Here is a 23,619-nt window from a genome sequence, read left to right on the forward strand (position 1 = left end):
GCTAAATGAAGTTGCATTCTGTTCACGATACCAATACGCCTGACGAATCGGGCATCCAGGAACATAGCGACCCGCGTAGCCGGCACGACGATCCTCTGCTGGATAGCTTACTGATACTTTGCGCTTTGCAGGGGAAATCGGTCAGCAGATCAACACTCACGGCCGGTTTGCCGCTTGCCGCTCAACGTCTGTCGGTGAAATTACTCCCCAGAGCGGCGGCTCGCGCAGGCTTGCAAGGCAGAGTACTTAAGCGGCCGCTGGATAAAATTGCCGCAATGTCGCTGCCGGCGATGTTGTTATTACGCGAGGGAAGAGCAGCCATTTTATTGGGCTGGAATGCCGACGGCGATGCCCGCATCATGCCCAGTGAAACGGAAGGCGGGGAAATTACTGTCGATCGCCCGACATTAGAGCAGGACTATCTGGGGCTGGTGATGTTTGCCCAACCCCGCCATCAGTTTGATATTCAGTCCGACTCCCTTATCCCCCGCACAAAATCCTGGTTCAAAGATACACTTAAACTCTCGCGCTTCCTTTATATGGATGCCGTGCTCGCCAGTTTGCTGGTTAATATTATCGCCCTGGCCACCCCGTTGTTTATCATGAATGTCTATGATCGGGTGGTACCCAATCAGGCGACAGCCACCTTATGGGTACTGGCGACGGGGATTACCGGCGCGTTTATCTTTGATTTGATACTGAAGACCCTGCGCGGTATTTGTCTTGATATCGCAGGTAAAAAAACCGATCTGATTATCTCGGCCACGCTGTTTGAACGCATCACCGGGATGTCGATGAAAGCCCGTCCGGCGCGGGTCGGCAACTTTGCGCAGAATATCCATGAGTTTCAATCACTCAGAGATTTTCTTTCCTCATTAACGCTGACCAGCCTGATCGATTTCCCGTTCACGCTGCTCCTTTTGTTGGTAATCGGCATTATCGGCGGGCCATTGGTCTGGGTTTCCATCCTCGCCTATCCCATCGCGCTGCTTGCCAGTTGGGCGCTGCAAAAACCGCTAACGGCGGCGATTGAAAAAACCATGCACCTCGCCAGCGAGCGGCAAGCGACATTGATCGAAACGCTGAGCAGTCTGGACGCAATAAAAGTCAACAACGCAGAGAGCGAACGCCAGTATGTGTGGGAACAAACCATCGGCAGCCTTAGTCGGCTGGAAATGCGCGCCAAAACATTGTCGTCGCTGGCCGTTAATCTGACCCAATGGATCCAGCAATTTGCCGGCGTCGCCATGATTGTGGTCGGCGTATATATGCTGATTGACGGCAAACTCAGTATGGGGGGATTAATTGCCTGCTATATGCTTAACGGCCGGGCGCTGATACCGCTGGGACAACTGTCGGGGCTGGTCACGCGTTATCAACAAGCCCGTCTGACGATGACCACGACCGAACAAATGATGCAACTGCCGCAGGAACGCAATGAGCATGAACATCCGTTAAAGCGGGAAAACATTCGCGGCGGCATCGAGTTTCGCGATGTGACGTTTCATTACCCCGAGCAGAAAAACAGCTCTTTGCAGGGAATCAATATTTCCATCGCCGCTGGCGAAAAAGTCGGCATTATCGGGCGAAGCGGATCGGGCAAAAGCTCGCTACAGAAACTGATCGTCAATCTCTATCAGGCCGATACAGGCAATATTCTTATCGATGGCGTAGACGTACGTCAGTTGGATGTCAGCGATCTACGACACAACATCGGCTACGTGCCGCAGGATATCCAGCTTTTCAGCGGATCGCTGCGCGATAACCTGATTATCGGCGCTCGTTACGTTGAAGATGAAACCATGCTGCAAGCGGCGGAAATCGCGGGGGTTAATGAATTTGCCCGTTTGCATCCGGATGGCTACAACCTTCAGGTTGGCGAGCGCGGACAGCAATTATCCGGCGGCCAGCGTCAGTCGGTCGCGCTCGCTCGCGCGTTGCTGCTTGATCCGCCGATTCTGATTTTTGACGAGCCGACCAGCTCGATGGATAACACCAGTGAAGATCGGCTGAAAAAAGCGCTCGTTCCCGTCGTCGCCAACAAAACGCTGTTACTGGTGACGCATCGGGCGTCGATGCTGACGTTAGTTGATCGATTAATTATTGTTGATAAAGGGCGGATTATTGCCGATGGCCCGAAAGCCATCGTGATGGATGCCTTAAAAAAGGGACAGATCAATGCGTCTCGTTGAGTATGCCAAACGCATCAGGCGTTATTTTTCCGGACATGATGAAGACAGCCTTCACGCCATGCCCGAAGTCAGTCGCGCCATCGTGGAAGACTCTCCCAGAGTCATTCGCATCACCCTATGGAGCATCGGCGCTTTTTTTCTGTTTTTTATTCTATGGGCGGCTTTTGCCGACATTGACGAAGTCACCCGCGGCAACGGCAAGGCGATACCCTCCTCCCGTCTGCAAAAGATTCAGAACCTTGAAGGCGGTATCGTTACCGAACTGTTTGTTCGTGAAGGTCAGGTCGTTCAGCCCGGCGATCCTTTGCTGCGGCTTGATGATACCCGTTTCGCCTCCAACGTCGGGGAAACGGAAGCCGATCGCTTTGCGCTGATTTTGAGAATTGAACGTCTGAATGCCGAAATTAACGATCGGGAATTAACTTTATCCGCGGACATCGCGGCCCGATCGCCGGAAGTAGCCAAGGGCGAGCGGGAGCTATATAACAGTCGGCGTCAGCAATTCCACAATGAGATATCCGGGTTGGAAGAACAGTTGATACAACGCCGACAGGAACTGCGCGACTTCGTCGCCAAACAGAGCCAGTTTCGCAATAGCCTGAATTTGCTGCAACAAGAAATCAGGATGTCGGAACCGCTTATCGCCGAAGGCGCGATTTCAAAGGTGGAAGTGTTGCGCCTGCGCCGCGCGGAAGTGGAAACCAAAGGTCAGCTTGAATCCGTCACGCTATCCATCCCCCGCGCCGAATCGGCCATCAAGGAGATCGAAAACAAGATCCAGGAGACCGGCGGACGTTATAAAAGCGAGGCGTTAGCGCAGTTGAACGAAGCCCAGACCAATCTGAACAAGCTCTCGGCGACAGGCAAGGCGCTGGAAGACCGGGTCAATCGTACGCTGGTGGTGTCACCGGTACGCGGTATTGTGCAGCAAACTCTGGTGAACACCATTGGCGGCGTTATTCAACCAGGCAGCGATCTGGTGGAGATCGTTCCGCTGGATGACAAACTGCTGGTCGAGGCCAGAATCCGTCCTCAGGATATCGCTTTTCTGCATCCGGGGCAGGAAGCCATCATCAAACTCACCGCTTACGATTACACCATCTACGGCGGATTGAAAGGTCATCTGGAACAGATTAGTCCGGATACGGTAACCGATAAGGAAGGCAACAGTTTTTATATTATTCGCCTGCGCACCGATAAAAACTATCTGGGCAGCGAGGAGAAACCCCTGCTGATTATTCCGGGTATGATCGCAACGGTCGATATCATTACCGGCAAGAAAACCATTCTCAGCTACCTGCTGAAACCCATACTGCGCGCCAAAGCGGAAGCGCTGCGGGAAAGATAAATGCAAGGAGGTTACTGATAAACCTCCTGCCGCCATCATCATCCCCTACGTCAGCACGATCCCCGTCATTCCCGAGCAGTAGGCGGGAATCGGATTCTGCTGGCGACTTGGCGTACATGTGCAAGTGATCCCTGCCTAAGCAGGAATCACGGATTAGGATTCGGTAGGTAGAGCTTCCTTTAATGACTTATTCAGTGAGCCGCAGTTCGGTAAGCGAACCGGCAATGGCGGCGAAAACGGCGGGAAGCTGCGCCACATTATCGGTATTGTAATAGTAGTTCGCTCCGCTGGCGCAGTTTCTCATCACGTTAATACTAGCGTTGGTCATGTCCTTACCCAGCAGCGTTATCGAATAGATTTTGATATCATTGCCGTCTTTTTTAACTTCCTCGCATAACTCACTCATAAAACCATTATACGCACTGGAGCTTAACTGACCGCGCCGCTCATCTTCACCGGGAGAGTGCTTGTACTGAGTGTAGCCAGTATGGTAGCCGATATCGGTATCCTCAACAGGAAAGGAAACGCATGCATCGTAATCGTCGTTAGTCAGCGGTGGATCCAGTGGATCGTACATCTTTAACGGATTTACCGGACACTGGCGGAACGCCGGTATGGTAAAGGAAAGGTCAGTTTCCGTAGCCGTTTCCGTATTTATCCCTTGCTGATAGTGATAAACAAGCGAATATTTGGCGATGTTTTTATCTACATCATACCTACCTTTGCTCTCAGAATAGCCGTCAGACCAGTTGTTCACCAGCGGCCGGTTATCACCATCCGACAACAGCACGATAACCTTTTTCAGTCGACCGGGAACGGGATCTCGCGGCATAACACCACTCCCCCAACCTTGTTCGCCGCGCCATTGCGGCGACAACATACGCCACGCCCACAGCAGGCCGACGGGTACGCCCGTATCGCCGTAAGGGTACATTCTATTAATAGAGTTATTTATCACATTCGGATTACTGGTCAGAAAGCTAGTCGGCGCTTCAGTACAGTATTCTGATTCCACTGCCAGATTCACCCGAATAGTGTTACTGCTCTCTTCTATTTCCGCCCATAACCGGCGGTCATAGCTTTTTTCGCTCGGTTCGCCAAAATCGATGAGATCGGTAAGTTTTTTGTCGGTATTTTCTTCATTTTTAAACGGCGAATAGTTATAGCTATAAGTCAAAAACAGCGGCTGAAATGCGGCATCAGGCGTCCATACTTTAGCAGGCATAGGATGATTATTCGACCACGTCCCCGCCGGTTCGGCAATGCAGCCCGACCAGATGTTCTGAATATAATTACTTATCTTGACTTTCGAATCCTTGACCCAATCCGCGTTCAACCATTTCAACGCCTGTGCCTTATCACCGATCCTGACCGTGCCGGTAAACGGCACCAGACCGATATCGACCTGATTTTGAGCAACGCCGTTCTCATCAACGGCCGAATTAAACAAGGTGGCGACCAACTGACTGGACGACGTTTTCAGCGTTGCCATACGACCGCTATAATCCATCGACCCAGAATTATCCAACGCCAGCACCATCTCAATGTCGCTTCGGGTGCGGCGCACTGCCTCATTTTGCGCCGAGAGATTAAATGCGGTTCTGTCGATCATACCCGTCACCAGCAGCGGCAAGGTGCCGGTGGCGGACATCGAAACAAGTTGCCCCCCGGTGGCATTGCCTGACGCGTCGGTTTCTTCTCTATAGATAATGTCCACACTCTGTTCCGAAACGGAGCTGCCGAGAAAGCCCTGCGGCATATTGCTGAAAAAGTAACTGATGGCGTCAGCGCGCCATTTGACTTCCTCATCCGAACCGGTGGGAACCGGCGTAAAGGTATCCAGATTGCGTCCGGCGGAAATGACCGCCGTATCCAGCGCATTCTGTAATTTACTCTGCGCCATGCTGTAGCGGATAAAGTCGATAGAGCCCAGCAGCGCCAGTAATATCACCGGGAAACAAAGCAGATAGGTCAGGGTGACGGCGCCACGCTGATCCCGTTGCAGGATAAGTAAAAACCGCTTTAATACGTTCATGGTTCCCTCCCTTGTCGTCATCATTCCAGGACGCACAATGAACTGAAACGCGGGCGATAGAATACCTCGCTGACAATTCGCTTCTCACCGCCCAGCGCCTGCCACAAGGCCGAACTGATGGCGAACGGGGTATAGTTATAGAAAACTTCCACCGCGATCACCGAATCGTTGGCTGCTGGAGTTGGGAACCCTGCTGGCGGCGTAAGCTGTGATACCACGTGATTATAAGGTTCTGACCAACAGGCAGACCAAACCGAATCGCCATTCTCATCAGATGTCACTTTATAGAGGCTGATAACCATTCCCCCGTTATGGTTATAATCGAGCGGCGTTAGCAAATCCGAAGCAAGAGTGTTGTAGGTGCAAACCGAATTCGCCAGCGTGCAGTCGGAACTACCATAGAGCTCACGTTGCATAGACAAACTATTAGCCACCATAAAAGCTGCGCGATCCACCACCGACGCGGTTCTGAAATATTGGTACAACTCCCATGAGGCGATAATGACAAACACCCCGATAGGAATAAGCAATGCCGTTTCAACCGCCACGACGCCTCGATTGTCACGCCGAAAACGCCGTAATATCGGTTGAATACCACGTTGCCAAAAATGGGAAAAAATGTTCATTACCAGGCTTCTCACTCATTCTGGATCAGGACGACCCGCTCGAAACGCACCTTGCTCAGCCCCAGCCAGGAGATAAAACCGGTCAGGCCGGGGCGATCGAATCCCAGACGATAAATCACCATATCGCCTCGTCCTCCGCTATCACATACCGGGATATAGTTCTCGTCGTACGCATCGCCGAACGCATTATCCTCCCCCGGGGTATAGACCTTTGCCTCGGCATAAACTTTACCGTCACCACTAATCCAGCCTGACAGGGTCTCGTTCATCACCTTGTTTACCGCCAGTTGGCACTCCCCGGTAATGCCGATACGCCCCAGGCGCGCCACCCGGTTGGCGGCCACATCCAGATGGGCGTCCGCCAGCATGATGAACGCCACCTCAATGGCGACAAAGATCACCGCAAACAATAGCGGCGCCGCCAGCGCGTACTCCAGCGCGGAAACCCCTTGCTGGTTGCGGCGCAACCGCGACCACTGCCGTATCAAACGCCTCATGGCCGCCCCGCGCCGGCTTGCCCCATGTTCTGGCGCAGGTAGCGGTAAAACGCCAGATTGTCCTGCACCATATCCTGCGACTGCGTGCTCATCAGGATATCTTCCGCGGCGTCGTCCCGCCCCAGCATGCCGTAAGCCAGCGCCAGATTATCCCTCTCCTGCGGCAACTTGCCGGATACGCCGGTAACCCCCAACAACGTGTTGATCGCCTCGCGCGGTTTGCCGCCAAGCGCCAGCGATAATCCCAGGTTATTGCGCAGCGCCGTATCGTCGGGATATCTCTGGAGTCCGCGCCGATAGGTGCTCTGCGCCTGACCATGATCCCCCGCCAGATCATAACTGACGCCCAGGCCGGACAACGCCCGGGGGTTGTCTGGAAAACGCGTGAGGATTGACTGGTAACGAGCAATGGCTTCCGGCAGATTGCGTTGGCGGATCTGGATCCTGGCGGAACCTAACCAGGCATCGATATTTTCCGGATCCAACCGTTGCGCCTTCACATAGGCGTTGTCGGCCGCGCCAAATTCCCCCTGGAGGAAATGGGCGTCTCCCAGCCCCATCCAGACAGCGACGACGCCCGGATTACTCTGCGCCAAACGGCTATAAATCGACATCGCCAGCGTAAAGTCGCCGCTCTGCAACGCGCTGGAAGCGATGCGCAAATCGCCGGACTCCAACTCAGACTGGCTCTGAACACGTTTGCCGGACAACTGTGCGGATGGATGCATGGCCGCACAGCCCGTAAGCAATGTTGCTAAAAACAGCGCCATCGCTATTCGATATTTACCGTCCATCGGTCTTCCCCTTCCTATTGTTTTTTCATTATTGTTGCTGGCCAAAAAACGCGATCAGTCCCAGTACCGCCGGCCCCGCCGCCACAATTAACACCGTGGGCAGAATAAACAGCATCATCGGCAGGGTGATTTTCACCGCCAGTTTGGCGGCGGCTTCCTCCAGCCTCATCATCCTGGCGGTACGTTCGGTTTTTGCCAGGATACGCAACGCCTGGGTGATAGCCGTGCCGTACTGGCGGGATTGCAGCAAGGTATTCACCAGGGTATTCATCGATTCCAGACCGGTGCGTTGCGCCAGTCGTTTCAGTACGACTTCGATATCGCTGCTGATCTGCAATTCGGCCGAGGTTAAACGTAATTCATCCGCCAACGCCGGACAGACGGTTTCGATTTCCACTGCGACCCGGTGTATAGCGCTGTTCAGTCCCAATCCGGCATTGGTGCAAATCACCAGCAGATCGAGCGCATCCGGCAACCCTTGCTGAATCATGCGCTGACGCCGCACCACCATTCTGTCCAGCAGCACGCGCGGCAGCAGCAGCCCCAGATAGACCGCCGCCAGACAGAGCAGGACGCCGTAAATCCGCTCTCCCGCCAGCAAAGGCCAGATAAACACCCCCACCAGTGTCAGCAATACAGCGATTGACAGCAGAGCCAGCGCAATCATCACCATCAGCGCCTGCGGGTTGCGAAATCCGGCGGACACCAGCTTGCCGGCGATTTCCGTACGCTGGGCGATACTGAACAGAGGAACGGAACTGCCGATCGAGTTCAATGTGCTCATCAAACGCTGAGCCAGTCGACGCCGCTGTCCTGACAGCGTCGATGCCAGTTGCTGACCACTCTTGCGTGTTATTTCACTCCGCATGCGTTCCGTAAGTCTGGCGCGGCGACTGGTGCGGGCATACAAATACAGCCCTACGCCCAACAGGGCGAACAGCAGGGAGCTTAGTTGCAGCAGAATCATGTCAAACCTCCATGCTGGCGATCTTGCGAATCGAGATCACCCCCAGCGACAGCATAATCCCTGCCGCCCACAACAGGTTTTGCCCCATGGGCGTTTCAAATAGCACCTGAATATAATTAGGGTTGAGCACGAACAGCGCGCCGGCGATAAAGAAAGGCAACGCGGTCAGAATAATGCTGGATAAACGTCCTTCGGCCGTCATGGCTTTGGTTTTCAGTCGCAGGTCGCGACGGGCGCGAATAATGCCGGATAAGTTATCCAGGGCTTCAACCAGCGAGCCGCCGGTATCGCGTTGTAATGCCAGGCAAACGGCGAAAAAAGAAAAATCCGGCAGTTCAATGCGCAGCACCGCATCATCCATGACCTCCTGAATATCGTTGCCCAGCAGCAGGCTATCGCCCATGCGGCGAAACTCCGGTCCGAGGGGCGCGTTGAAGTGTTCTCCGACATTGCGAATGGATTGCACCACCGGGATCCCGGCCTGGCTGGCGCGGGTAATCGAATCCATCGCATCCGATAGCTGGCCAAGAAAGTTGACCTGGAAGCGCTCCACCAGTTTGCGATAAAGAAAAACGGCGACCGCCAGCGGCGCCAGCAACAAAGCAACCGGGATGCTCCACCATGTGATCGGGATGAAACCCAGAAATAACGACAGCAGCATCAACAACAGCGTCGCCAGTGCGGCGCCGAACAGCTTCCGACCACCCTGCGCGCCGCCGACGGTATCGATCCGGTTGAAATAGTAGCCTAAGGTACCCATCGCCTTACGCCGCCGATAGCGACGCGCCTCTGTCTGCGCCCGTTCCAAATCCTGCAAGATCTTCTTACGCGATACGTGACGCGATATCCCGATAATCTCTTTCAATTTCTGGCGGATACGAACGGCGGATCGGCGGCTCAATACATCCATCAATACGATGACCGCCAGCCCGATCAGCAATGCGAAGGCGAAACATATTATGGTGACGACATCAACCGTGCTCATGGGTGCATCGCCTCCAGCAGTGCGGTTTCCATACCAAAATAGCGGGCGCGCTCGGAAAAAATGGGCCGCATGCCGCTGCTATCATAAGTTCCCCTGACTTCCTCTTCGTAAGCGCCGGCATCATAGTTGAAGCGGAATAACTCCTGCATCACGATGACATCGCCCTCCATGCCCGCCAGTTCGGTAATACTGGTGATACGCCGTGTGCCGTCGCGCATACGCTCAACCTGCACGATCATATGCACTGCGCTGGAAATCTGGCGACGAATGGAATACAGCGGCAGATTGCCGTTGGCCATCAATACCATGCTTTCCAGACGAATCAGGGCATCGCGCGGATTGTTGGCATGCAGGGTGGTCATCGAACCATCATGACCGGTGTTCATCGCCTGTAACACATCAAGCGCTTCCGCGCCGCGGGTTTCCCCCAGAATGATTCTATCCGGCCGCATACGCAGGGCATTACGCACCAGGTCTCCCTGCGTTATTTTACCGCCGCCTTCCAGATTGGCCGGCCGCGTTTCCAGCCGTAACACATGCGGCTGCTGCAACTGCAATTCAGCCGCATCTTCCACGGTAATGATGCGTTCGGAAACCGAGATAAAACGCGACAACGCATTAAGCAGCGTGGTTTTTCCCGATCCGGTGCCGCCGGAAATGAGGATATTCAGCCGACTGGCCGCCGCGATTTCCAGCACCCGCGCCATCGCCGGGGACAGGCTGCCTTTCGCCGCCAGCCGCTGCAACGTCAGGTTTTTACGCGAAAACTTACGAATCGAGATCGACGCGCCATCAATCGCCAGCGGCGGTAGAATCACGTTGACGCGGCTGCCGTCAGCCAGACGGGCATCCACCATCGGGCTGCTTTCATCCACTCGCCGGCCCACCGATGAAGCAATACGCTGGGCGACGCTGACTACATGCGCGTTATCGCGAAACTTCAGCGGCGTCAGTTCCAGCTTGCCGAAACGCTCGACATAAATTTGATCCGGACCATTTACCATGATGTCGGAAATGGTGTCATCCTGTAGCAACGGCTCAATCGGCCCGACGCCGAACATATCATTAAGGATCTCCTGTCCCATCAGCTTCTGTTCGCTTTGCGTCATCGCCATCGCTTCCGCGACCACCGTTTCCGCGATGATCGCTTCCACGTCGAGCCTGACTTCATCACGCGTACGCTGTAATGCGCTGGAGACATCGATAGTGGCGAAGACGGTCTGCCGTATTTGGGCATAATGTACGGAACGCACCACCGTATCCTCATTACCCGGCAGACGATAAGTCGCCGGCGGCATTTCCTTGTCCAACAGCGCCTCCTGCTCGGTCAGTGCCTTGTTAGCTTGCTTGACATGCTCGCGTACGTTCGTTGCCGATACGCTTTCATCCGACGGCGACACATCGTGATCCACGGGTTTACGGCCAAAACTCATGAAGACCTCTTAAGGCTCAGAGGCGACCACCATGCCGCTTTGGATTTACCCGGCGCTTCGCCGGTCAGGATGCCGGCAAGCTGTTTTATTCCCTGAGCAAACTCGCCGCGATCCGACAGCGGCTCCGCCAGATTCTCCGCCAGCGACAGCGACTGCGCGTCATAGCCGATCTGCACCGCAACCGGCAGATCCACGGCTTTGATAAAATCATCGCGATTGACTTTGTTACGGTTCAGCGGTTGCGGCTGGTTCACAATGTTGTATATCGTCGCCGGATTCGGATGCGCTTCGATATGGCGCGCCAGTCTGACCAGGGCTCTGGCCGAATAAACCGACTGCTCCGCGACGATACAGGCCAGGCTGGCATGGTGAAACGCCTCTGAGGACAGCGCGCCGCCCCGTTGCGGCACATCCAGAACGACATAGTGAAAATGCTGGCTCAGCGTTTTCAGTAATTCCCCCAGAACCCCTTCCGTCGCCTCATAGGGCTCCATGTAATCCAGTTCGGCGCCCAGCGCGTATAAGCGGTTGTCCGTGGTGCTGAGCGTTCGTTCCAGATACTGAAGATCCAGCCGACTGACATTTCCCAGAATCTCAACCAGCGCATTTCCTCCCGCCAGACCCAGCATGCTGATGCCATTGCCGCCGTAAAAATCGAGGTCGATATAAACCACCCGCCGATGGGCGCCGCCGGAGGATAATTGCCTGGCCAAATGCACGGCGACGCTGGTCGCGCCCACGCCGCCGCGCGTGCCGACGACCGCAATGGATTTGCCCAACCGCCGCTGCCGCACCGGATTGCGATCGTCGTCCTCCAGCACCCGGCGCAACAATTCCGGCCCCAGCGGTTTCACCAGATAATCCTGTACGCCGCGCTGCAACAGATTACGATAGAGGCCGATATCGTTGCGTTCCCCCACCACATATACCTGCACCGAGGGTTCACAGGCATTGGCCAACCGATCCAGTTCATCCAACGGCCCGCTGGAACCGGAGATATCCACCAGCAGACGTTGAGGCGAACGACCCATTTTCTTCAGCCAGACGATAGCCTCGTCTATATTGCCTCGCTCAACCCGGCTATCCGTCACCGTACTGGTTTTGAGAAAACGAGTCAGTTCATCTTTACTGTCCGTATCCAGCACAAAGGCCGCAAAGCTCACCATACGCAGTTCACTGCGCTCTTTATCACCCAGTACACTCATATATCCGTATCCGTTTTAATCGCTAATATCCGCCGTGGACTCGGTTTCCCGCAGTGGTTCAACTTTATTTTCGCGATAGCGCGTTACCGCCAGCGACGCCGCATCCGCCTGCATACCGCTGTACCGCCGCGGCGACGTCAGATCCTGCGGACGGGCCAGGCTGGCCGCAAGATTGGTGTAAGTCGCGCAGCCGAAGGCAATCCGCCAGCGATCGTCATCCCGCCAGTCACGCTTAGGTTGCAGCATGCTCCGGCAATCAGGCGGAACCGCCACCCACGACTTCCCTCTCTGTTGCAGCTTGATAGAGGACACATCCGGCATGCCGTCGTCATCACGTTGCCATGAGCTACAGCCGGTGAGCAGACCTATCGCCCCGCCGATAAACAGTAAAACGAGATACCGACGCAGCCCGGTAAACATAACCATCATCACACTCCCTTTGCTATGGACGAACTTCCTCGACAGTGAGTTTTTAATACACAAAACCGGCCGATCCCGCTAAACGGGGAACCTTATTCTGCAAGGGGTCGACACCGCTCTTTTTATTCAGAATATATTCGATGTCTGAATTCGCTCTCATGCTGTCCAACGGCGTCGCCAGTTGGTTGGCGGCGGTCGGACGCACCAGATACGGCGTCACAATAACGACCAGCTCACTCTTGTTGTTTTGATAATTGGAAGAAGAGAACAGCTTGCCCAGCACCGGAATGGAGCCCAGACCGGGGATTTTGGAAAGCACATCTCTGACGTTGTTCTGCAACAACCCGCCGATGGCGAAGCTCTGTCCGCTGGCCAGCTCTACCGTGGTTTCCACCCGCCGGACGGAAATACCGGGCACGCTCAGCCCATCCACTACAATGCTGCTATTGGAGTCGATCTCGCTGATTTCGGGACGAACCTTGAGACTGATGCGATCGTCCGACAAGACGGTTGGGGTAAAATCAAGCGCGACGCCAAACGGTTTGAACTCGACGGTAGTGGTGTCCGACTCCTGTCGGACCGGCACCGGAAATTCTCCGCCGGCCAGAAAACTGGCGGTCTGACCGGAGATGGCGGTGAGATTGGGCTCGGCCAGAATGCTGATCAGCCCCTCTTGATCCAACGCGTCGATCATGGTTTCAATCGAGGTACTGCCCGACTTGAACCCGCCGACGACGCCATAGTTGCCTGATGCCCCGGTATAGGTCGTCACCCCGCTGATGGCATCGGTTGAAGCAAAATCCCGCAATCCCCCCAATCCAAGCAGAAAGTTTCCCGGACTGGAGAGCACTTCCCAGTTCACGCCCAGTTGCTGCGTGACCGAACGCGACACCTCGGTGACCCGTACCCGCAGATGCACCTGAACCGGACTGGCGATCGCCAACGAGCTGAGCAATTCATCTTTCTCACCGAGATAGGGTCGAATGGTACGGGCAATCGCCTCGGCCGTTTCGGCGTTAGGCACCTGGCCGGCCACCATGATCGAACCTGGCGACGACGTCAGCGTCAGACGCAGTTTCGGAAAGCGCTGGCGTAATGTCGTTTGCACTTCGGACAGATTATGTCTCACCACAATGGTACGTCGAGCCAGTTGCTTGCCGGCATTATCCAGTATGTACAGCGATGTGGTACCCACCCGTTTGCCCAACACCAGCACCGAACCCGGCGTCGGCGACTGAACATCGGCGATTTCCGGATCGGCCACGAATACCGACGCCATATCGTCGGATATGTTAATCAACTCCCCCGCGCCGACGGATAGCGTCATCGCCTGCGTCTTGACGGAAACGCCCAATAATAAGCCGGCCAACGCCAGCACCAACATATGCCATGAAATTCTAGCGAGCATTAGTGACAAACTCCTGTTCCTGTCGTTGACTGCCGCGCATGATGATCACCCGTAGCGATCGAGGCGGACTGATTTTCCCTTCCGAGTCTGATACTGGCGCCCCATGTTCTCCGGCGCCCAATGCGCGGGAAACATCCCCGCCCCACACCGGGCGACTCTCATTTGCGCGCTCGCTATCCCACGCCACGACCGAGGCGGTTGCGCTCTGCACATTGTCTGAGATAACCGCATCCCGATCGTCCAGCGCGAAACTACGCAGCGCCATCGATAGATTCCCCAACTGCGCCGCCACGGTGACGGCTTCGGCGGCGCGCGGCGCCACTTCGACGGTAACGGTTCTGGCGCGGTTGGCTTTGCCGTTATCCTCCGTTTGCCGCTGAATACTCGAACCCACGGCAATAATACGCACCCGCTCGACCACCGTTTCACTGACGACCTGGCGCGCATCACGTCCGCGACTACCCGCCTGCGGGTTAAGGCGCTGGGTCAGGATAATATCGACGAAATCGCCCGGCTGAATCAGTCCGGCATTGCCGGAAACATCATCCACCGGCACGGAAACCGCGCGCATGCCCGGCTTTAATACTGCGGCCAGAAAACCGGGGGCATCCGGACGGATAACATCACCGGTCAGAATCAACGCCCCTTCCTTTAATGGTTTCCTTACCAGCGCGCCATTCAGATTGGCGCCGGTACTGCCTTCACGCAGCGCGCCTTCCGGCACATGGTCCTCGGAATAGGCTTTCCAGCCCAGATCGCCCTCGCGCAGCAACAGTCCGGCCGGTAATTCAGCGGCGGCAACGCGCACCTGCACCGGTTTTTGCGGCGGCGCGCTGGCGCTGACAAACCAGATGCGGGCAACCGCGGCCAGCATTGCCGCCGCAAGCAGGATCAAGGAAAATTTCAATACTGAAGACATCAACAGGCCACTCCCGGCTTGATGATCAGATGGCTGAAAAAGCGACCTGTCGTTAAAAATCGAGGGTCGGATGGATGATGGATTAAGGCAACAGACCCCATCCCTGGCTGATTAACGCCGTTATCCCTCCGGCCACCAGTGCGACGCCGTAAGGTACCCCGCGCCGCGCCGACAGAATATGGCCAAACGACGGCAATGATTCTCTTGCCGGCGTCTCCGACGCCACCTGCGGCTTTCTATCCGCCAGCAGGTCCGCCAGCCACCCGGCAATGCCCAACAGCGCGCCGACCAGACCGATCGCTACCAAAACGGCGGCCGCCGACTGCGGCCCCGCCCATAACATTACCGCCACGCCCAATTTGACATCGCCGCCGCCGATGCCGCCGCGTACAAACGGCAACAGCAGCAGCAGAAAAACCACGACGGCGACTAAACCGTGCAGCGCAAACTGAATCCAACTTATTTCCTGACTCCAGGCATAAACGGGAAACAACAGCGCGTAATAACCAATCCAGCGGTTAGGCAAACGTCGTTGAGTCAAATCGGCGCGTATTAATAGCCCGAACAGGGCTATTAATAACGCGATGATAATTAGCTTTAAAAAAAGCATTAACAGCTGGCTAAACTATTATTATGGATTCGACGGCGTCTCTGGCGTCGTCGCTTTCGTAGCATTCTCAACTGCAGTACCCACATTACTGAATGCTGTACTAAGCTTAGTGCCAAATGTACCAAGGGCCGCAGCTACCACCACCACAATCACCCCAGCCAGAATGGCATATTCCAGAGCCGATACGCCGCGCTCATCCTTCTTTAATGACTTAAATAATTTACGTACCATTTTTTCATTCCTTAAAAAATTAATATTAGTTAAACAACATCCGCGCACAATCAACCCGCGCCCGCCGGGTAAAATAACTCAACAGAGCGCCAGGTAAGATTATTTGCTTATACTTAATGCCCAAGGGTAATAATGAAAATTTCCTTATGTTACCCCAAAAAGACAAAACGAATCCTAATCCAAATTCAGGGCTTACCTCAATAAATTTGAGTTAAGTTTTTATTAAAACTTGATGAACATCACAAAAAAATGCAAGAAACAATTTAATAATTATGCTATTAACGCAATAACTTACATGCAAACGTTACATTAGCATTGTTTAATAATTATTAATAAACACAACTATTTTAGCGTCAATGAGAAAAAAGCATCCTCCTTATACCTGACTCTATACGCGGATAATGACAAGAGTCTTACCATGCCCTAGATATAGTGAAAAATTATTGCAATTAGTTCCTTTCGCCAATGGTAATTTCTCTATTCCGGTCAACAATGTTGTCTTTGCGACGATGATGACCAAATGACGAAAACCATTAAGTTAAAAACCACATTAACAATTTTATGGAGTGGAAAACCGACCTTTTACCAGCCAGGTTCTTAAACGAATTATCACTGATGACGAAATCGGCAACGTCATCGGTAATGAATATCAGGGTGACGCATAGAGAAAGATATTAATTTAAAACCAATACTTTTAATTGCAATTATTGCATTATTAATGATTACTTAAATCATGATAAATTTGCGTCTGGCCGGCCCCCATTGCTTTCGCCTGATACATTGCAGAATCAGCATTAATGGCTAATGTCAGGGAGTCTGTGCCGTGCTCAGGGTAGAGCGCTATCCCGATGCTACAGGAGATATCCATTTTTTTCCCTTCGATATCAAAAGGTTCATTTAATGCATGATGAATTTTTTCAGCAACGTACAGGGTGTTGTCCACCTCTTTGATACCTTGCAATAAAATAATAAATTCATCGCCGCTGCGCCGATATACCGTATCGGATTCTCTGACGGCGGTGCGCATACGCGCCGCTGCTTCTTTTAGTAACAGATCGCCGACGGAATGACCAAACGAGTCATTTATCTGTTTGAATTTATTAAGATCGAGGAACATCAACGCAATTTTTCTGCCTGTTTGCTTAGACAACAAAATCGCCTGTTCCATTTGTTCGGCAAAGGTTAAGCCATTTGCCAATGACGTTAATGAGTCATAATGCGCCAACTGGCGATAGTGTTCTTCACTGCGCCGCAACATATCAATGGCACGGTATCGCTCTATCGCGATGGATATTAATTGGGCCGACTTCTCTATGGAAAAAATCTCTTCATCATTAGGGACATAGACTTTTCGGTGATAAACGCTCAGTACGCCTAATACTTCTTTATTCTGCCCGTAAACCGGTTCAGACCAGCACGAGCGCAAACCCGCATAAAGCGCCAGACCTTTATGCAGAGACCAGTCCGGATGAACAGAGATATCATCTGTTATCACGCGTTTTCCGCGATAAGCGGCGGTACCGAACGAAGCCACGCCATTGGCAATCTTGACGTTATGAATCGCATTTTTATAAAAGCCGGGCAAACTGGGCGCCGACCCCAGAATCAGGCATTTTTTTTCTTTATCCACCAGCAACACCGAACAGACAATCCGGCCGGGATTTTTCTCTTCTATGCTGAAGATAATCGCATCAAGAATATCTTTTAACGGCGCTCCGCTTGATAAAAGCTCCAGAGCCCGATTATAGGAGTTATCGTGATGTTCCTGTATTTTTCTCTCCGTGATATCCAGCTTAACGCCGACATATTGCGTACAATTATTGGTTTTATTGTATATCTTTGCGATATTGGCCTTCTCCCAATACAGCTGTCCATCTTTGCGGCGGTTTATAAACTCGCCGCTCCATATTTCACCTTTATTTAAGGTAGACCAAAGATCTTCATAAACAGCCGCGTTAGTCATTCCTGAGCTTAATATATTCGGTTTTTTGCCAATAACCTCGTCGGGCATATAGCCGGACATACTCACAAACTGACGATTTACGTAAACGATCTCACAATTTTCATTCGCGATTACAATAGAAGCTGGGCTATATTCCGTTGCAAAGAACATCATATTGACAAAATCTTGTCTTTTCTGCTCTGCATTCAACTTTTGTTTAAGCTTTCTATTCTTTACAACAGACAGCAGTAGGAGTGCTGATAATATGGTTATTATTATAATTTCAGACACAATAACACTCTCCTCAGGTCCGAGAGGTCCTGATCGTGCAACTCACGGCACAGACGACGAAAAATCCCGGCAATAGCCCCTTTCCCCGTCGTTTTGCAGGATAACTGGCACATTTCCAGAGAGCGGAAAGGATAAAAGAAAAAAATCTCCAGATGACTGGAGGACTCAGAAGCATGGAAACATCAACATAAAAACCCCGCATTTCACTGTGTGCAGATGAGAAAAAAAATCCCAAAAAATGTTTAAATTTAATATTAGTAATGCTTGCGTTATAAGTTTCTCTAATGGGATTTAAAAATATGTCATGATCTACCTGATAGTACATTTTGACTATCCCGCCTTTGTAAGCAAATCATTTATACCAATAAATTTCATCGTTTTAATAAAAAAAATCTATCATAAAGCCGTTTTTGATCGTTCATAACAAACATTGATTTTTTTATCATTAAAAATCAATTAATTAAGTTAATAAAAAAGTCTACTGACTGGTGTCCTGACCTCGTTATCTCTTCCCCTGTAACCAGTCATTAAAACCATGTATCCAGCCAGTTAACAACATAAATCACGTTAAATAACAAAAAATCAAGATAAAATAATTAGAAAAAGAACATCGGCGAGATAACTTATCATTTATATTCATAAGTATAATTTATTGTTAAACATAGACCATTTATGCAATTGGCGAAAATTAATACCAGACAGGGAGGAAAATAAAAGAGGGATAAAAATGCAGAGGAAATAGTGGTATTGCAGGCAGATCACTAAATTAAATGTTCATTATTCAGAACTCTGTTTTTAGCGCCTCAAAGTTATCGAATGGTTGTGGACGCGACAGATAATACCCTTGTGCGGCATCGGCCTGCGAGGCTTTAACAATGGTCCACTCTTCCTGGGTTTCAATACCTTCGATAACCACATAGTTGCAAAATCGAGCGAGTAAAGAGATTAGCGCGGGAAAAACCTCACGACCTTCTCCACTTTGCTGTAGCAGGATAAAAAGTTCACGGGCAACTTTGATGCAATCATATTGCGCCAACATTAATGATGAAAAGTTCGCCACCCCGCAGCCAAAGTCATCCAACCATAACGTTTGTACTTCCGGAAGTTTGGTTAATGCTTCTTTCGGCAGTCCGCCCTGATTTTCCACCATTTCAAAGCGGAGCCAGGGCATGGCGGCAACAAGACGTTTAGCTTCATGGCTCTTCTGTAAAGCAAGCAACGTCATGCCATCAATGTTGACCGACGCCAGTAGATCGTCACGGGTAAAACGCAAGTGCCAATTCGATAGCAACTGTAGCTGTTCGACAATAATCTGTAAGCGTTCTTCCACATTGATATTGGCAAAGTATGTTTCGGGAGAGATAAAGGTTTGCGGCAAAGTCGGAGAAAAAACGGAGGTTAACAATTCAATAGCCATAAGCTTACCTGATGTGCGGTAAATTGGCTGAAAAGTATACCGCCGCAGGCATTGATTCCAGTAATCGGAACCCAATGACTCAACGTCCCCTTGCTGAGGCAGCAATAGCTTAAACTGATTAACATTCCCTTCCTGCTGCACTATGCGTTCCGCCATTAGACTGACATTGTTAATTATAAAAAAACTACGCTATACAGGTTATATCGTTATCGACTCTCCGGTCGTAAACTTTATTGACGATACAGAAAACCTGACCCACATGAAAGCTGAAAACACAGGAGGATCAATATCATAATTAACTTAATTTGATTTTTAAATCAACAAATTAAAACCTAATAATCACACTTATATCAGTTGATTCGTATAGCCTAACGGATAAATCCAGCAGCAATTTAACGAACAGATAATGATTTTACCCCGTAACTTCGCACATCAAGAACGGTAGCGCGTGTTTTAACGGCTTTCAGCAGGTATAATCTGCGCCCTGTTTGTAAGGTAGAAGATTATCATGGCGTTACTCATCACCCATAAATGTATCAATTGCGATATGTGTGAACCGGAATGCCCAAACCAGGCGATATCAATGGGAATGGACATTTACGAAATTGATGCAACCCGATGCACGGAATGTGTCGGACATTACGACACACCAACCTGTCAGAAAGTTTGCCCCATCGACAATACCATCATCAAGGATCCCGAACATCAGGAAGGCGCTGAACAGTTGTGGGAAAAGTATGTGCTCATGCACCATGCAGACAAGCTCTGAGCTTAACTTTCGATGATAACCGTTGCACAAGCGTAACGCCGCTCATCAGCTAATGTCACATGCACATGTTTTACGCCCAGATGGGTTGCCAACTCGGATGCTTTAGCAAAAAAACGCAGACTGGGTTTCCCCAGTTCATCGTTAAAAACCTCAAACTGAGCAAAAGCCAGTCCATTGCGAATGCCTGTACCAAAAGCCTTCGCCGCTGCCTCTTTTACGGCGAAACGCTTAGCAAGAAAACGGACTGGCTGTTGGTGCTGCTGGTATTGCGCCCATTCATTTTCAGTCAGGATACGACGAGCCAGACGCTCGCCCGAGCGCTCAATCACCGATTCGATACGGGCAATCTCGACAATATCCGTCCCAAGGCCGAGGATCGCCATTAACGACGGGCTTCCCGCATCAGCGCTTTCATTTCGGCCACCGCATCGCTCAATCCGCTCATAACCGCACGTCCGATGATTGAGTGGCCGATATTCAGCTCGTGCATTTCCGGCAACGCCGCGATAGGTTGTACATTATGGTATGTCAACCCGTGGCCCGCGTTCACTTTCAATCCTTTTTCGGTCGCATAGGCGGCGGCTTCGCGGATACGGTCAAATTCATATTGCCGGGTCCGATCGTCAGCGGCATCGGCATAGGCGCCGGTATGAATTTCAATATAGGGCGCGCCGCTCGCGATAGCCGCATCGATCTGTTTTTTATCCGCATCAATAAACAAGGAAACCTGGATCCCCGCCTGACTCAATCTGGCGACGGCGGCGTTCATCTTTTCCTGCTGGCCTGCGACATCCAATCCCCCTTCGGTTGTCACCTCCTGACGCTTTTCAGGCACCAGACAGCAAAAATGGGGCTGCAACTCACAGGCGATGCCGACCATTTCGTCAGTCACGGCCATTTCCAGATTCATTCGCGTTTGAATGGTTTTTCTCAGGATACGGACGTCACGGTCGGTGATATGGCGTCGGTCTTCACGCAGGTGAACCGTGATCCCATCCGCGCCCGCCTGTTCGGCTAAGAACGCAGCCTGTACCGGATCGGGATAGGCTGTGCCTCGGGCATTACGAAGGGTTGCGATGTGATCAATATTAACGCCCAACAACAGTTCTGACATGGTAAATCCTCGATAAAATAATGCGTAATACGAGGCAGTTTACACCGATGTCCGCGTTTCTGGGTATAAGAGAAGCTGGATTATTTATCAGAAGAAGGCGTTTTGGATAAATTAAGATTGGGTAAAAACTGGCGAAACAGTTCACGACTTTTCAGCGGTTTACCACCGAGGTAAGGTTTTAGCGCAATACGCGTAAACCGCTTGGCCGCCCGTAACGTCGCCGAATCGGGAAACTCGCGTGACGCAAGCGCACGCAATTCACGTCCGGTAAAACTAGCGTTATCGACGACCAGGCTGGCGATAAATCCTTTCTCTTCACGATATCGGTAGGTCATGGTATCCGCGACCGGCTCGCCGCTTCCCGCACAGTGCAGAAAATCCACGCCATATCCCAGATTCCCCAGCAAGGCCAACTCGAAACGACGCAGCGCCGGTTCGGGAGACGCATGTTGAGAAGCAAGCTGCTGTAAACAATCGAGATAATCAAAAAAGAGAGCGGAATAGCTGGTTTCATGCTCAAGAACGCGAATAAGCAACTCATTCACATATAAGCCGCTGTAGAGCATGATGCCGGAAAGCGGAAGCGCCAGAGAAACCGGCTCGGCATTACGTAAGGTTTTCACTTCGCCCCGACCGCTCCAGCGCGCCAGTAGCGGAGTGAAGGGTTGTAAGCTGCCTTTCAGACTGGAGCGACGGGCGCGGGCGCCTTTAGCCAGAACGCGAACCCGGCCGTCGCTTTCACTGAATAGATCCAGTAATAAACTGGTTTCGCTATAAGGTCGCCCATGTAAGACAAATGCGCGCTGCCAGCCTTCCATCGGCGCGGACCTTACAAGTCTTCACTGTAACCCAGGCTACGCAGAGCACGCTCGTCGTCTGCCCAACCTGATTTTACTTTTACCCATAATTCGAGGTGAACTTTGGCCTCAAACATCTCTTCCATGTCCTGACGCGCTTCAATGCCGATGGTCTTGATCTTGGAGCCTTTATTCCCGATCACCATTTTCTTCTGGCCTTCGCGCTCGACAAGAATCAGACCGTTGATGTCATAACCGCCGCGCTCATTGGTTACGAAACGCTCAATTTCCACCGTCACTGAATAGGGCAGCTCTTCCCCCAAAAAACGCATCAGTTTTTCGCGAATAATTTCCGAAGCCATAAAGCGCTGGGAACGATCGGTTATATAATCTTCCGGGAAATGATGTACAGCCTGCGGCAGATGTTTGCGTACAATGCTGGCCACCGTATCGACATTGGTCCCTTTTTCAGCGGAAATCGGCACTACATCCAGGAAGTTCATTTGTTGGCTGATAAATTGAATATGCGGCAACAGTTTGGTTTTATCCGTTACGTTATCCACTTTGTTGATCGCCAGAAGAACCGGGCATTTCTGGTCACGCAGCTTGTTCAGAACCATGTCATCGTCATCGTTCCAGTGCGTACCTTCTACGACAAAAATGATCAGCTCAACGTCGCCGATAGAACTGCTGGCCGCACGGTTCATCAGGCGATTGATGGCCCGTTTTTCCTCGATATGCAGCCCTGGGGTATCCACATAAATAGCCTGATAAGGCCCTTCGGTATGAATCCCCATGATACGATGTCGTGTCGTCTGGGGTTTACGCGACGTAATAGAAATTTTCTGCCCCAGCAGCTGATTCAATAATGTGGACTTCCCCACATTAGGCCGGCCGACAATTGCGACAAAACCGCAGTATGTCTGTTCTTCGCTCATTCAAGCTCCAGTTTTTTCAACGCTTGTTCTGCCGCAGCCTGCTCAGCCTTCCGGCGGCTCGAACCGGTGCCTACGACCGATTCACTAAAACCACTCACCTGACAGTGAATAGTAAACTCTTGATCGTGAGCTTCACCTCGCACCTGAACAACCAGATAGGTCGGCAGCGGCAAATGACGCCCTTGCAAAAATTCCTGTAACCGCGTTTTAGGATCTTTTTGCTTATCGCCAGGACTGATCTCATCCAGACGGCTTTGATACCAGTTCAGAATCAAGCGCTCAATGGTCTGAATATCGCTGTCGAGAAAAATGCCGCCGATCAACGCTTCCACCGTATCCGCCAGAATGGAATCGCGGCGGAAACCGCCACTCTTCAACTCTCCGGGGCCCAGACGCAAGCATTCGCCCAATTCAAATTCTCGCGCAATTTCCGCCAGCGTATTACCGCGCACCAGGGTAGCCCGCATCCGGCTCATATCCCCTTCGTCAACCTTGGGGAAACGATGATACAGCGCATTCGCGATAACAAAACTCAGGATGGAATCGCCCAGAAATTCAAGTCGCTCGTTGTGCTTACTGCTGGCACTCCGATGTGTCAGGGCTTGCAACAAAAGTTCGTACTGCTGAAAAGTATAGCCCAGCTTTCTTTGTAAACGGTTTATTAGGATGGGATTCATGCGT

Annotated in this window: 23 protein-coding genes; 3 read left to right on the forward strand and 20 right to left on the reverse strand. The window is 51.9% G+C overall.

Annotated elements, in window-relative coordinates:
- Positions 1-5 precede the first annotated feature (5 nt).
- Together ABRZ26_RS10895 and ABRZ26_RS10900 are read left to right on the forward strand one after the other, a co-directional pair.
- A complete protein-coding gene (locus ABRZ26_RS10895; protein WP_319604286.1) occupies positions 6-2,192 on the forward strand; it encodes a type I secretion system permease/ATPase in 2,187 nt (728 codons plus the stop codon).
- Positions 2,179-3,540, forward strand: a complete 1,362-nt coding sequence (locus tag ABRZ26_RS10900; protein ID WP_319604287.1) for an HlyD family type I secretion periplasmic adaptor subunit — start codon at positions 2,179-2,181, stop codon at positions 3,538-3,540. Before ABRZ26_RS10895 ends, ABRZ26_RS10900 begins: the two co-directional genes overlap by 14 nt.
- 187 nt (positions 3,541-3,727) lie before the next feature.
- On the opposite strand, the gene ABRZ26_RS10905 is transcribed toward ABRZ26_RS10900, so the two are convergent.
- The 15 genes from ABRZ26_RS10905 to pdeH form a co-directional block, all read right to left on the reverse strand.
- On the reverse strand, positions 3,728-5,575 hold the full coding sequence (locus ABRZ26_RS10905; protein ID WP_319604289.1) for a TadE/TadG family type IV pilus assembly protein: 1,848 nt from the start codon (positions 5,573-5,575) through the stop codon (positions 3,728-3,730).
- A gap of 20 nt (positions 5,576-5,595) precedes the next feature.
- Positions 5,596-6,201: a TadE/TadG family type IV pilus assembly protein gene (locus ABRZ26_RS10910; protein WP_319604290.1), complete on the reverse strand. Its 606-nt coding sequence runs from the start codon at positions 6,199-6,201 to the stop codon at positions 5,596-5,598.
- A gap of 11 nt (positions 6,202-6,212) precedes the next feature.
- The gene (locus tag ABRZ26_RS10915) at positions 6,213-6,698 is read right to left on the reverse strand and encodes a TadE/TadG family type IV pilus assembly protein (RefSeq protein ID WP_319604291.1); all 486 of its coding nucleotides are present in this window, start codon (positions 6,696-6,698) and stop codon (positions 6,213-6,215) included.
- Positions 6,695-7,492 carry a tetratricopeptide repeat protein gene (locus ABRZ26_RS10920; protein WP_319604292.1) on the reverse strand — a complete coding sequence of 266 codons (798 nt, stop codon included), beginning with the start codon at positions 7,490-7,492 and terminating at the stop codon, positions 6,695-6,697. Before ABRZ26_RS10920 ends, ABRZ26_RS10915 begins: the two co-directional genes overlap by 4 nt.
- Before the next feature lie 28 nt (positions 7,493-7,520).
- A complete protein-coding gene (locus ABRZ26_RS10925; protein WP_319604293.1) occupies positions 7,521-8,459 on the reverse strand; it encodes a type II secretion system F family protein in 939 nt (312 codons plus the stop codon).
- Between the two features lies 1 nt (position 8,460).
- Positions 8,461-9,444, reverse strand: a complete 984-nt coding sequence (locus ABRZ26_RS10930) for a type II secretion system F family protein (RefSeq protein ID WP_319604295.1) — start codon at positions 9,442-9,444, stop codon at positions 8,461-8,463.
- Positions 9,441-10,877 (reverse strand): TadA family conjugal transfer-associated ATPase, encoded by a 1,437-nt coding sequence (locus ABRZ26_RS10935; protein WP_319604296.1) that lies wholly within the window; start codon positions 10,875-10,877, stop codon positions 9,441-9,443. Before ABRZ26_RS10935 ends, ABRZ26_RS10930 begins: the two co-directional genes overlap by 4 nt.
- A complete protein-coding gene (locus ABRZ26_RS10940; RefSeq protein ID WP_319604297.1) occupies positions 10,874-12,082 on the reverse strand; it encodes a CpaE/TadZ family protein in 1,209 nt (402 codons plus the stop codon). The genes ABRZ26_RS10935 and ABRZ26_RS10940 overlap by 4 nt, the downstream gene beginning before the upstream one ends.
- Positions 12,083-12,097: 15 nt before the next feature.
- Positions 12,098-12,511 carry a CpaD family pilus assembly lipoprotein gene (locus tag ABRZ26_RS10945; protein ID WP_319604298.1) on the reverse strand — a complete coding sequence of 138 codons (414 nt, stop codon included), beginning with the start codon at positions 12,509-12,511 and terminating at the stop codon, positions 12,098-12,100.
- 43 nt (positions 12,512-12,554) lie between these two features.
- Positions 12,555-13,910, reverse strand: a complete 1,356-nt coding sequence (locus ABRZ26_RS10950) for a type II and III secretion system protein family protein (protein WP_319604299.1) — start codon at positions 13,908-13,910, stop codon at positions 12,555-12,557.
- Positions 13,900-14,829 carry a Flp pilus assembly protein CpaB gene (cpaB, locus tag ABRZ26_RS10955; RefSeq protein ID WP_319604301.1) on the reverse strand — a complete coding sequence of 310 codons (930 nt, stop codon included), beginning with the start codon at positions 14,827-14,829 and terminating at the stop codon, positions 13,900-13,902. The genes ABRZ26_RS10950 and cpaB overlap by 11 nt, the downstream gene beginning before the upstream one ends.
- Positions 14,830-14,911: 82 nt before the next feature.
- Positions 14,912-15,439, reverse strand: coding sequence for an A24 family peptidase (locus tag ABRZ26_RS10960; protein WP_319604302.1), 528 nt, complete (start codon positions 15,437-15,439; stop codon positions 14,912-14,914).
- Positions 15,440-15,460: 21 nt separating this feature from the next.
- Positions 15,461-15,670: a Flp family type IVb pilin gene (locus ABRZ26_RS10965; protein ID WP_319604303.1), complete on the reverse strand. Its 210-nt coding sequence runs from the start codon at positions 15,668-15,670 to the stop codon at positions 15,461-15,463.
- Positions 15,671-16,385: 715 nt separating this feature from the next.
- Entirely contained in the window at positions 16,386-17,903 is a 1,518-nt protein-coding gene (locus ABRZ26_RS10970) for a sensor domain-containing protein (RefSeq protein WP_319604304.1), read from the reverse strand.
- 781 nt (positions 17,904-18,684) lie between these two features.
- Positions 18,685-19,476, reverse strand: a complete 792-nt coding sequence (pdeH, locus tag ABRZ26_RS10975) for a cyclic-guanylate-specific phosphodiesterase (protein WP_319604305.1) — start codon at positions 19,474-19,476, stop codon at positions 18,685-18,687.
- 352 nt (positions 19,477-19,828) lie between these two features.
- Here pdeH and ABRZ26_RS10980 point away from each other — a divergent pair, with 352 nt between their 5' ends.
- Positions 19,829-20,089 (forward strand): YfhL family 4Fe-4S dicluster ferredoxin, encoded by a 261-nt coding sequence (locus tag ABRZ26_RS10980; RefSeq protein WP_319604306.1) that lies wholly within the window; start codon positions 19,829-19,831, stop codon positions 20,087-20,089.
- A 2-nt stretch (positions 20,090-20,091) separates the two neighbouring features.
- Here ABRZ26_RS10980 and acpS read toward each other — a convergent pair whose 3' ends face one another.
- From acpS to rnc, 5 genes are all read right to left on the reverse strand, one after another.
- Positions 20,092-20,472: a holo-ACP synthase gene (gene acpS, locus ABRZ26_RS10985; protein WP_319604307.1), complete on the reverse strand. Its 381-nt coding sequence runs from the start codon at positions 20,470-20,472 to the stop codon at positions 20,092-20,094.
- Positions 20,472-21,203: a pyridoxine 5'-phosphate synthase gene (gene pdxJ, locus ABRZ26_RS10990; protein WP_319604308.1), complete on the reverse strand. Its 732-nt coding sequence runs from the start codon at positions 21,201-21,203 to the stop codon at positions 20,472-20,474. The genes acpS and pdxJ overlap by 1 nt, the downstream gene beginning before the upstream one ends.
- Positions 21,204-21,283: 80 nt before the next feature.
- The gene (gene recO / locus ABRZ26_RS10995; RefSeq protein WP_319604309.1) at positions 21,284-22,021 is read right to left on the reverse strand and encodes a DNA repair protein RecO; all 738 of its coding nucleotides are present in this window, start codon (positions 22,019-22,021) and stop codon (positions 21,284-21,286) included.
- An 11-nt stretch (positions 22,022-22,032) separates the two neighbouring features.
- Positions 22,033-22,938, reverse strand: coding sequence for a GTPase Era (gene era / locus ABRZ26_RS11000; RefSeq protein ID WP_319604310.1), 906 nt, complete (start codon positions 22,936-22,938; stop codon positions 22,033-22,035).
- Positions 22,935-23,615, reverse strand: a complete 681-nt coding sequence (gene rnc / locus ABRZ26_RS11005) for a ribonuclease III (RefSeq protein ID WP_319604311.1) — start codon at positions 23,613-23,615, stop codon at positions 22,935-22,937. Before rnc ends, era begins: the two co-directional genes overlap by 4 nt.
- Between the last annotated feature and the right edge of the window lie 4 nt (positions 23,616-23,619).

Source organism: Brenneria sp. L4-2C, assembly GCF_040240335.1.
Classification (GTDB): Bacteria; Pseudomonadota; Gammaproteobacteria; order Enterobacterales; family Enterobacteriaceae; genus Brenneria.

What these genes read in the sequence shown, in the direction of transcription:
- ABRZ26_RS10895 (WP_319604286.1), top strand. Translation starts at nt 6, where the DNA reads ATGAAGTTGCATTCTGTTCACGATACCAATACGCCTGACGAATCGGGC.
- ABRZ26_RS10900 (WP_319604287.1), top strand. Translation starts at nt 2,179, where the DNA reads ATGCGTCTCGTTGAGTATGCCAAACGCATCAGGCGTTATTTTTCCGGA.
- ABRZ26_RS10905 (WP_319604289.1), bottom strand. Translation starts at nt 5,575, where the DNA reads ATGAACGTATTAAAGCGGTTTTTACTTATCCTGCAACGGGATCAGCGT.
- ABRZ26_RS10910 (WP_319604290.1), bottom strand. Translation starts at nt 6,201, where the DNA reads ATGAACATTTTTTCCCATTTTTGGCAACGTGGTATTCAACCGATATTA.
- ABRZ26_RS10915 (WP_319604291.1), bottom strand. Translation starts at nt 6,698, where the DNA reads ATGAGGCGTTTGATACGGCAGTGGTCGCGGTTGCGCCGCAACCAGCAA.
- ABRZ26_RS10920 (WP_319604292.1), bottom strand. Translation starts at nt 7,492, where the DNA reads ATGGACGGTAAATATCGAATAGCGATGGCGCTGTTTTTAGCAACATTG.
- ABRZ26_RS10925 (WP_319604293.1), bottom strand. Translation starts at nt 8,459, where the DNA reads ATGATTCTGCTGCAACTAAGCTCCCTGCTGTTCGCCCTGTTGGGCGTA.
- ABRZ26_RS10930 (WP_319604295.1), bottom strand. Translation starts at nt 9,444, where the DNA reads ATGAGCACGGTTGATGTCGTCACCATAATATGTTTCGCCTTCGCATTG.
- ABRZ26_RS10935 (WP_319604296.1), bottom strand. Translation starts at nt 10,877, where the DNA reads ATGAGTTTTGGCCGTAAACCCGTGGATCACGATGTGTCGCCGTCGGAT.
- ABRZ26_RS10940 (WP_319604297.1), bottom strand. Translation starts at nt 12,082, where the DNA reads ATGAGTGTACTGGGTGATAAAGAGCGCAGTGAACTGCGTATGGTGAGC.
- ABRZ26_RS10945 (WP_319604298.1), bottom strand. Translation starts at nt 12,511, where the DNA reads ATGATGGTTATGTTTACCGGGCTGCGTCGGTATCTCGTTTTACTGTTT.
- ABRZ26_RS10950 (WP_319604299.1), bottom strand. Translation starts at nt 13,910, where the DNA reads ATGCTCGCTAGAATTTCATGGCATATGTTGGTGCTGGCGTTGGCCGGC.
- cpaB (WP_319604301.1), bottom strand. Translation starts at nt 14,829, where the DNA reads ATGTCTTCAGTATTGAAATTTTCCTTGATCCTGCTTGCGGCGGCAATG.
- ABRZ26_RS10960 (WP_319604302.1), bottom strand. Translation starts at nt 15,439, where the DNA reads ATGCTTTTTTTAAAGCTAATTATCATCGCGTTATTAATAGCCCTGTTC.
- ABRZ26_RS10965 (WP_319604303.1), bottom strand. Translation starts at nt 15,670, where the DNA reads ATGGTACGTAAATTATTTAAGTCATTAAAGAAGGATGAGCGCGGCGTA.
- pdeH (WP_319604305.1), bottom strand. Translation starts at nt 19,476, where the DNA reads ATGGCGGAACGCATAGTGCAGCAGGAAGGGAATGTTAATCAGTTTAAG.
- ABRZ26_RS10980 (WP_319604306.1), top strand. Translation starts at nt 19,829, where the DNA reads ATGGCGTTACTCATCACCCATAAATGTATCAATTGCGATATGTGTGAA.
- acpS (WP_319604307.1), bottom strand. Translation starts at nt 20,472, where the DNA reads ATGGCGATCCTCGGCCTTGGGACGGATATTGTCGAGATTGCCCGTATC.
- pdxJ (WP_319604308.1), bottom strand. Translation starts at nt 21,203, where the DNA reads ATGTCAGAACTGTTGTTGGGCGTTAATATTGATCACATCGCAACCCTT.
- recO (WP_319604309.1), bottom strand. Translation starts at nt 22,021, where the DNA reads ATGGAAGGCTGGCAGCGCGCATTTGTCTTACATGGGCGACCTTATAGC.
- era (WP_319604310.1), bottom strand. Translation starts at nt 22,938, where the DNA reads ATGAGCGAAGAACAGACATACTGCGGTTTTGTCGCAATTGTCGGCCGG.
- rnc (WP_319604311.1), bottom strand. Translation starts at nt 23,615, where the DNA reads ATGAATCCCATCCTAATAAACCGTTTACAAAGAAAGCTGGGCTATACT.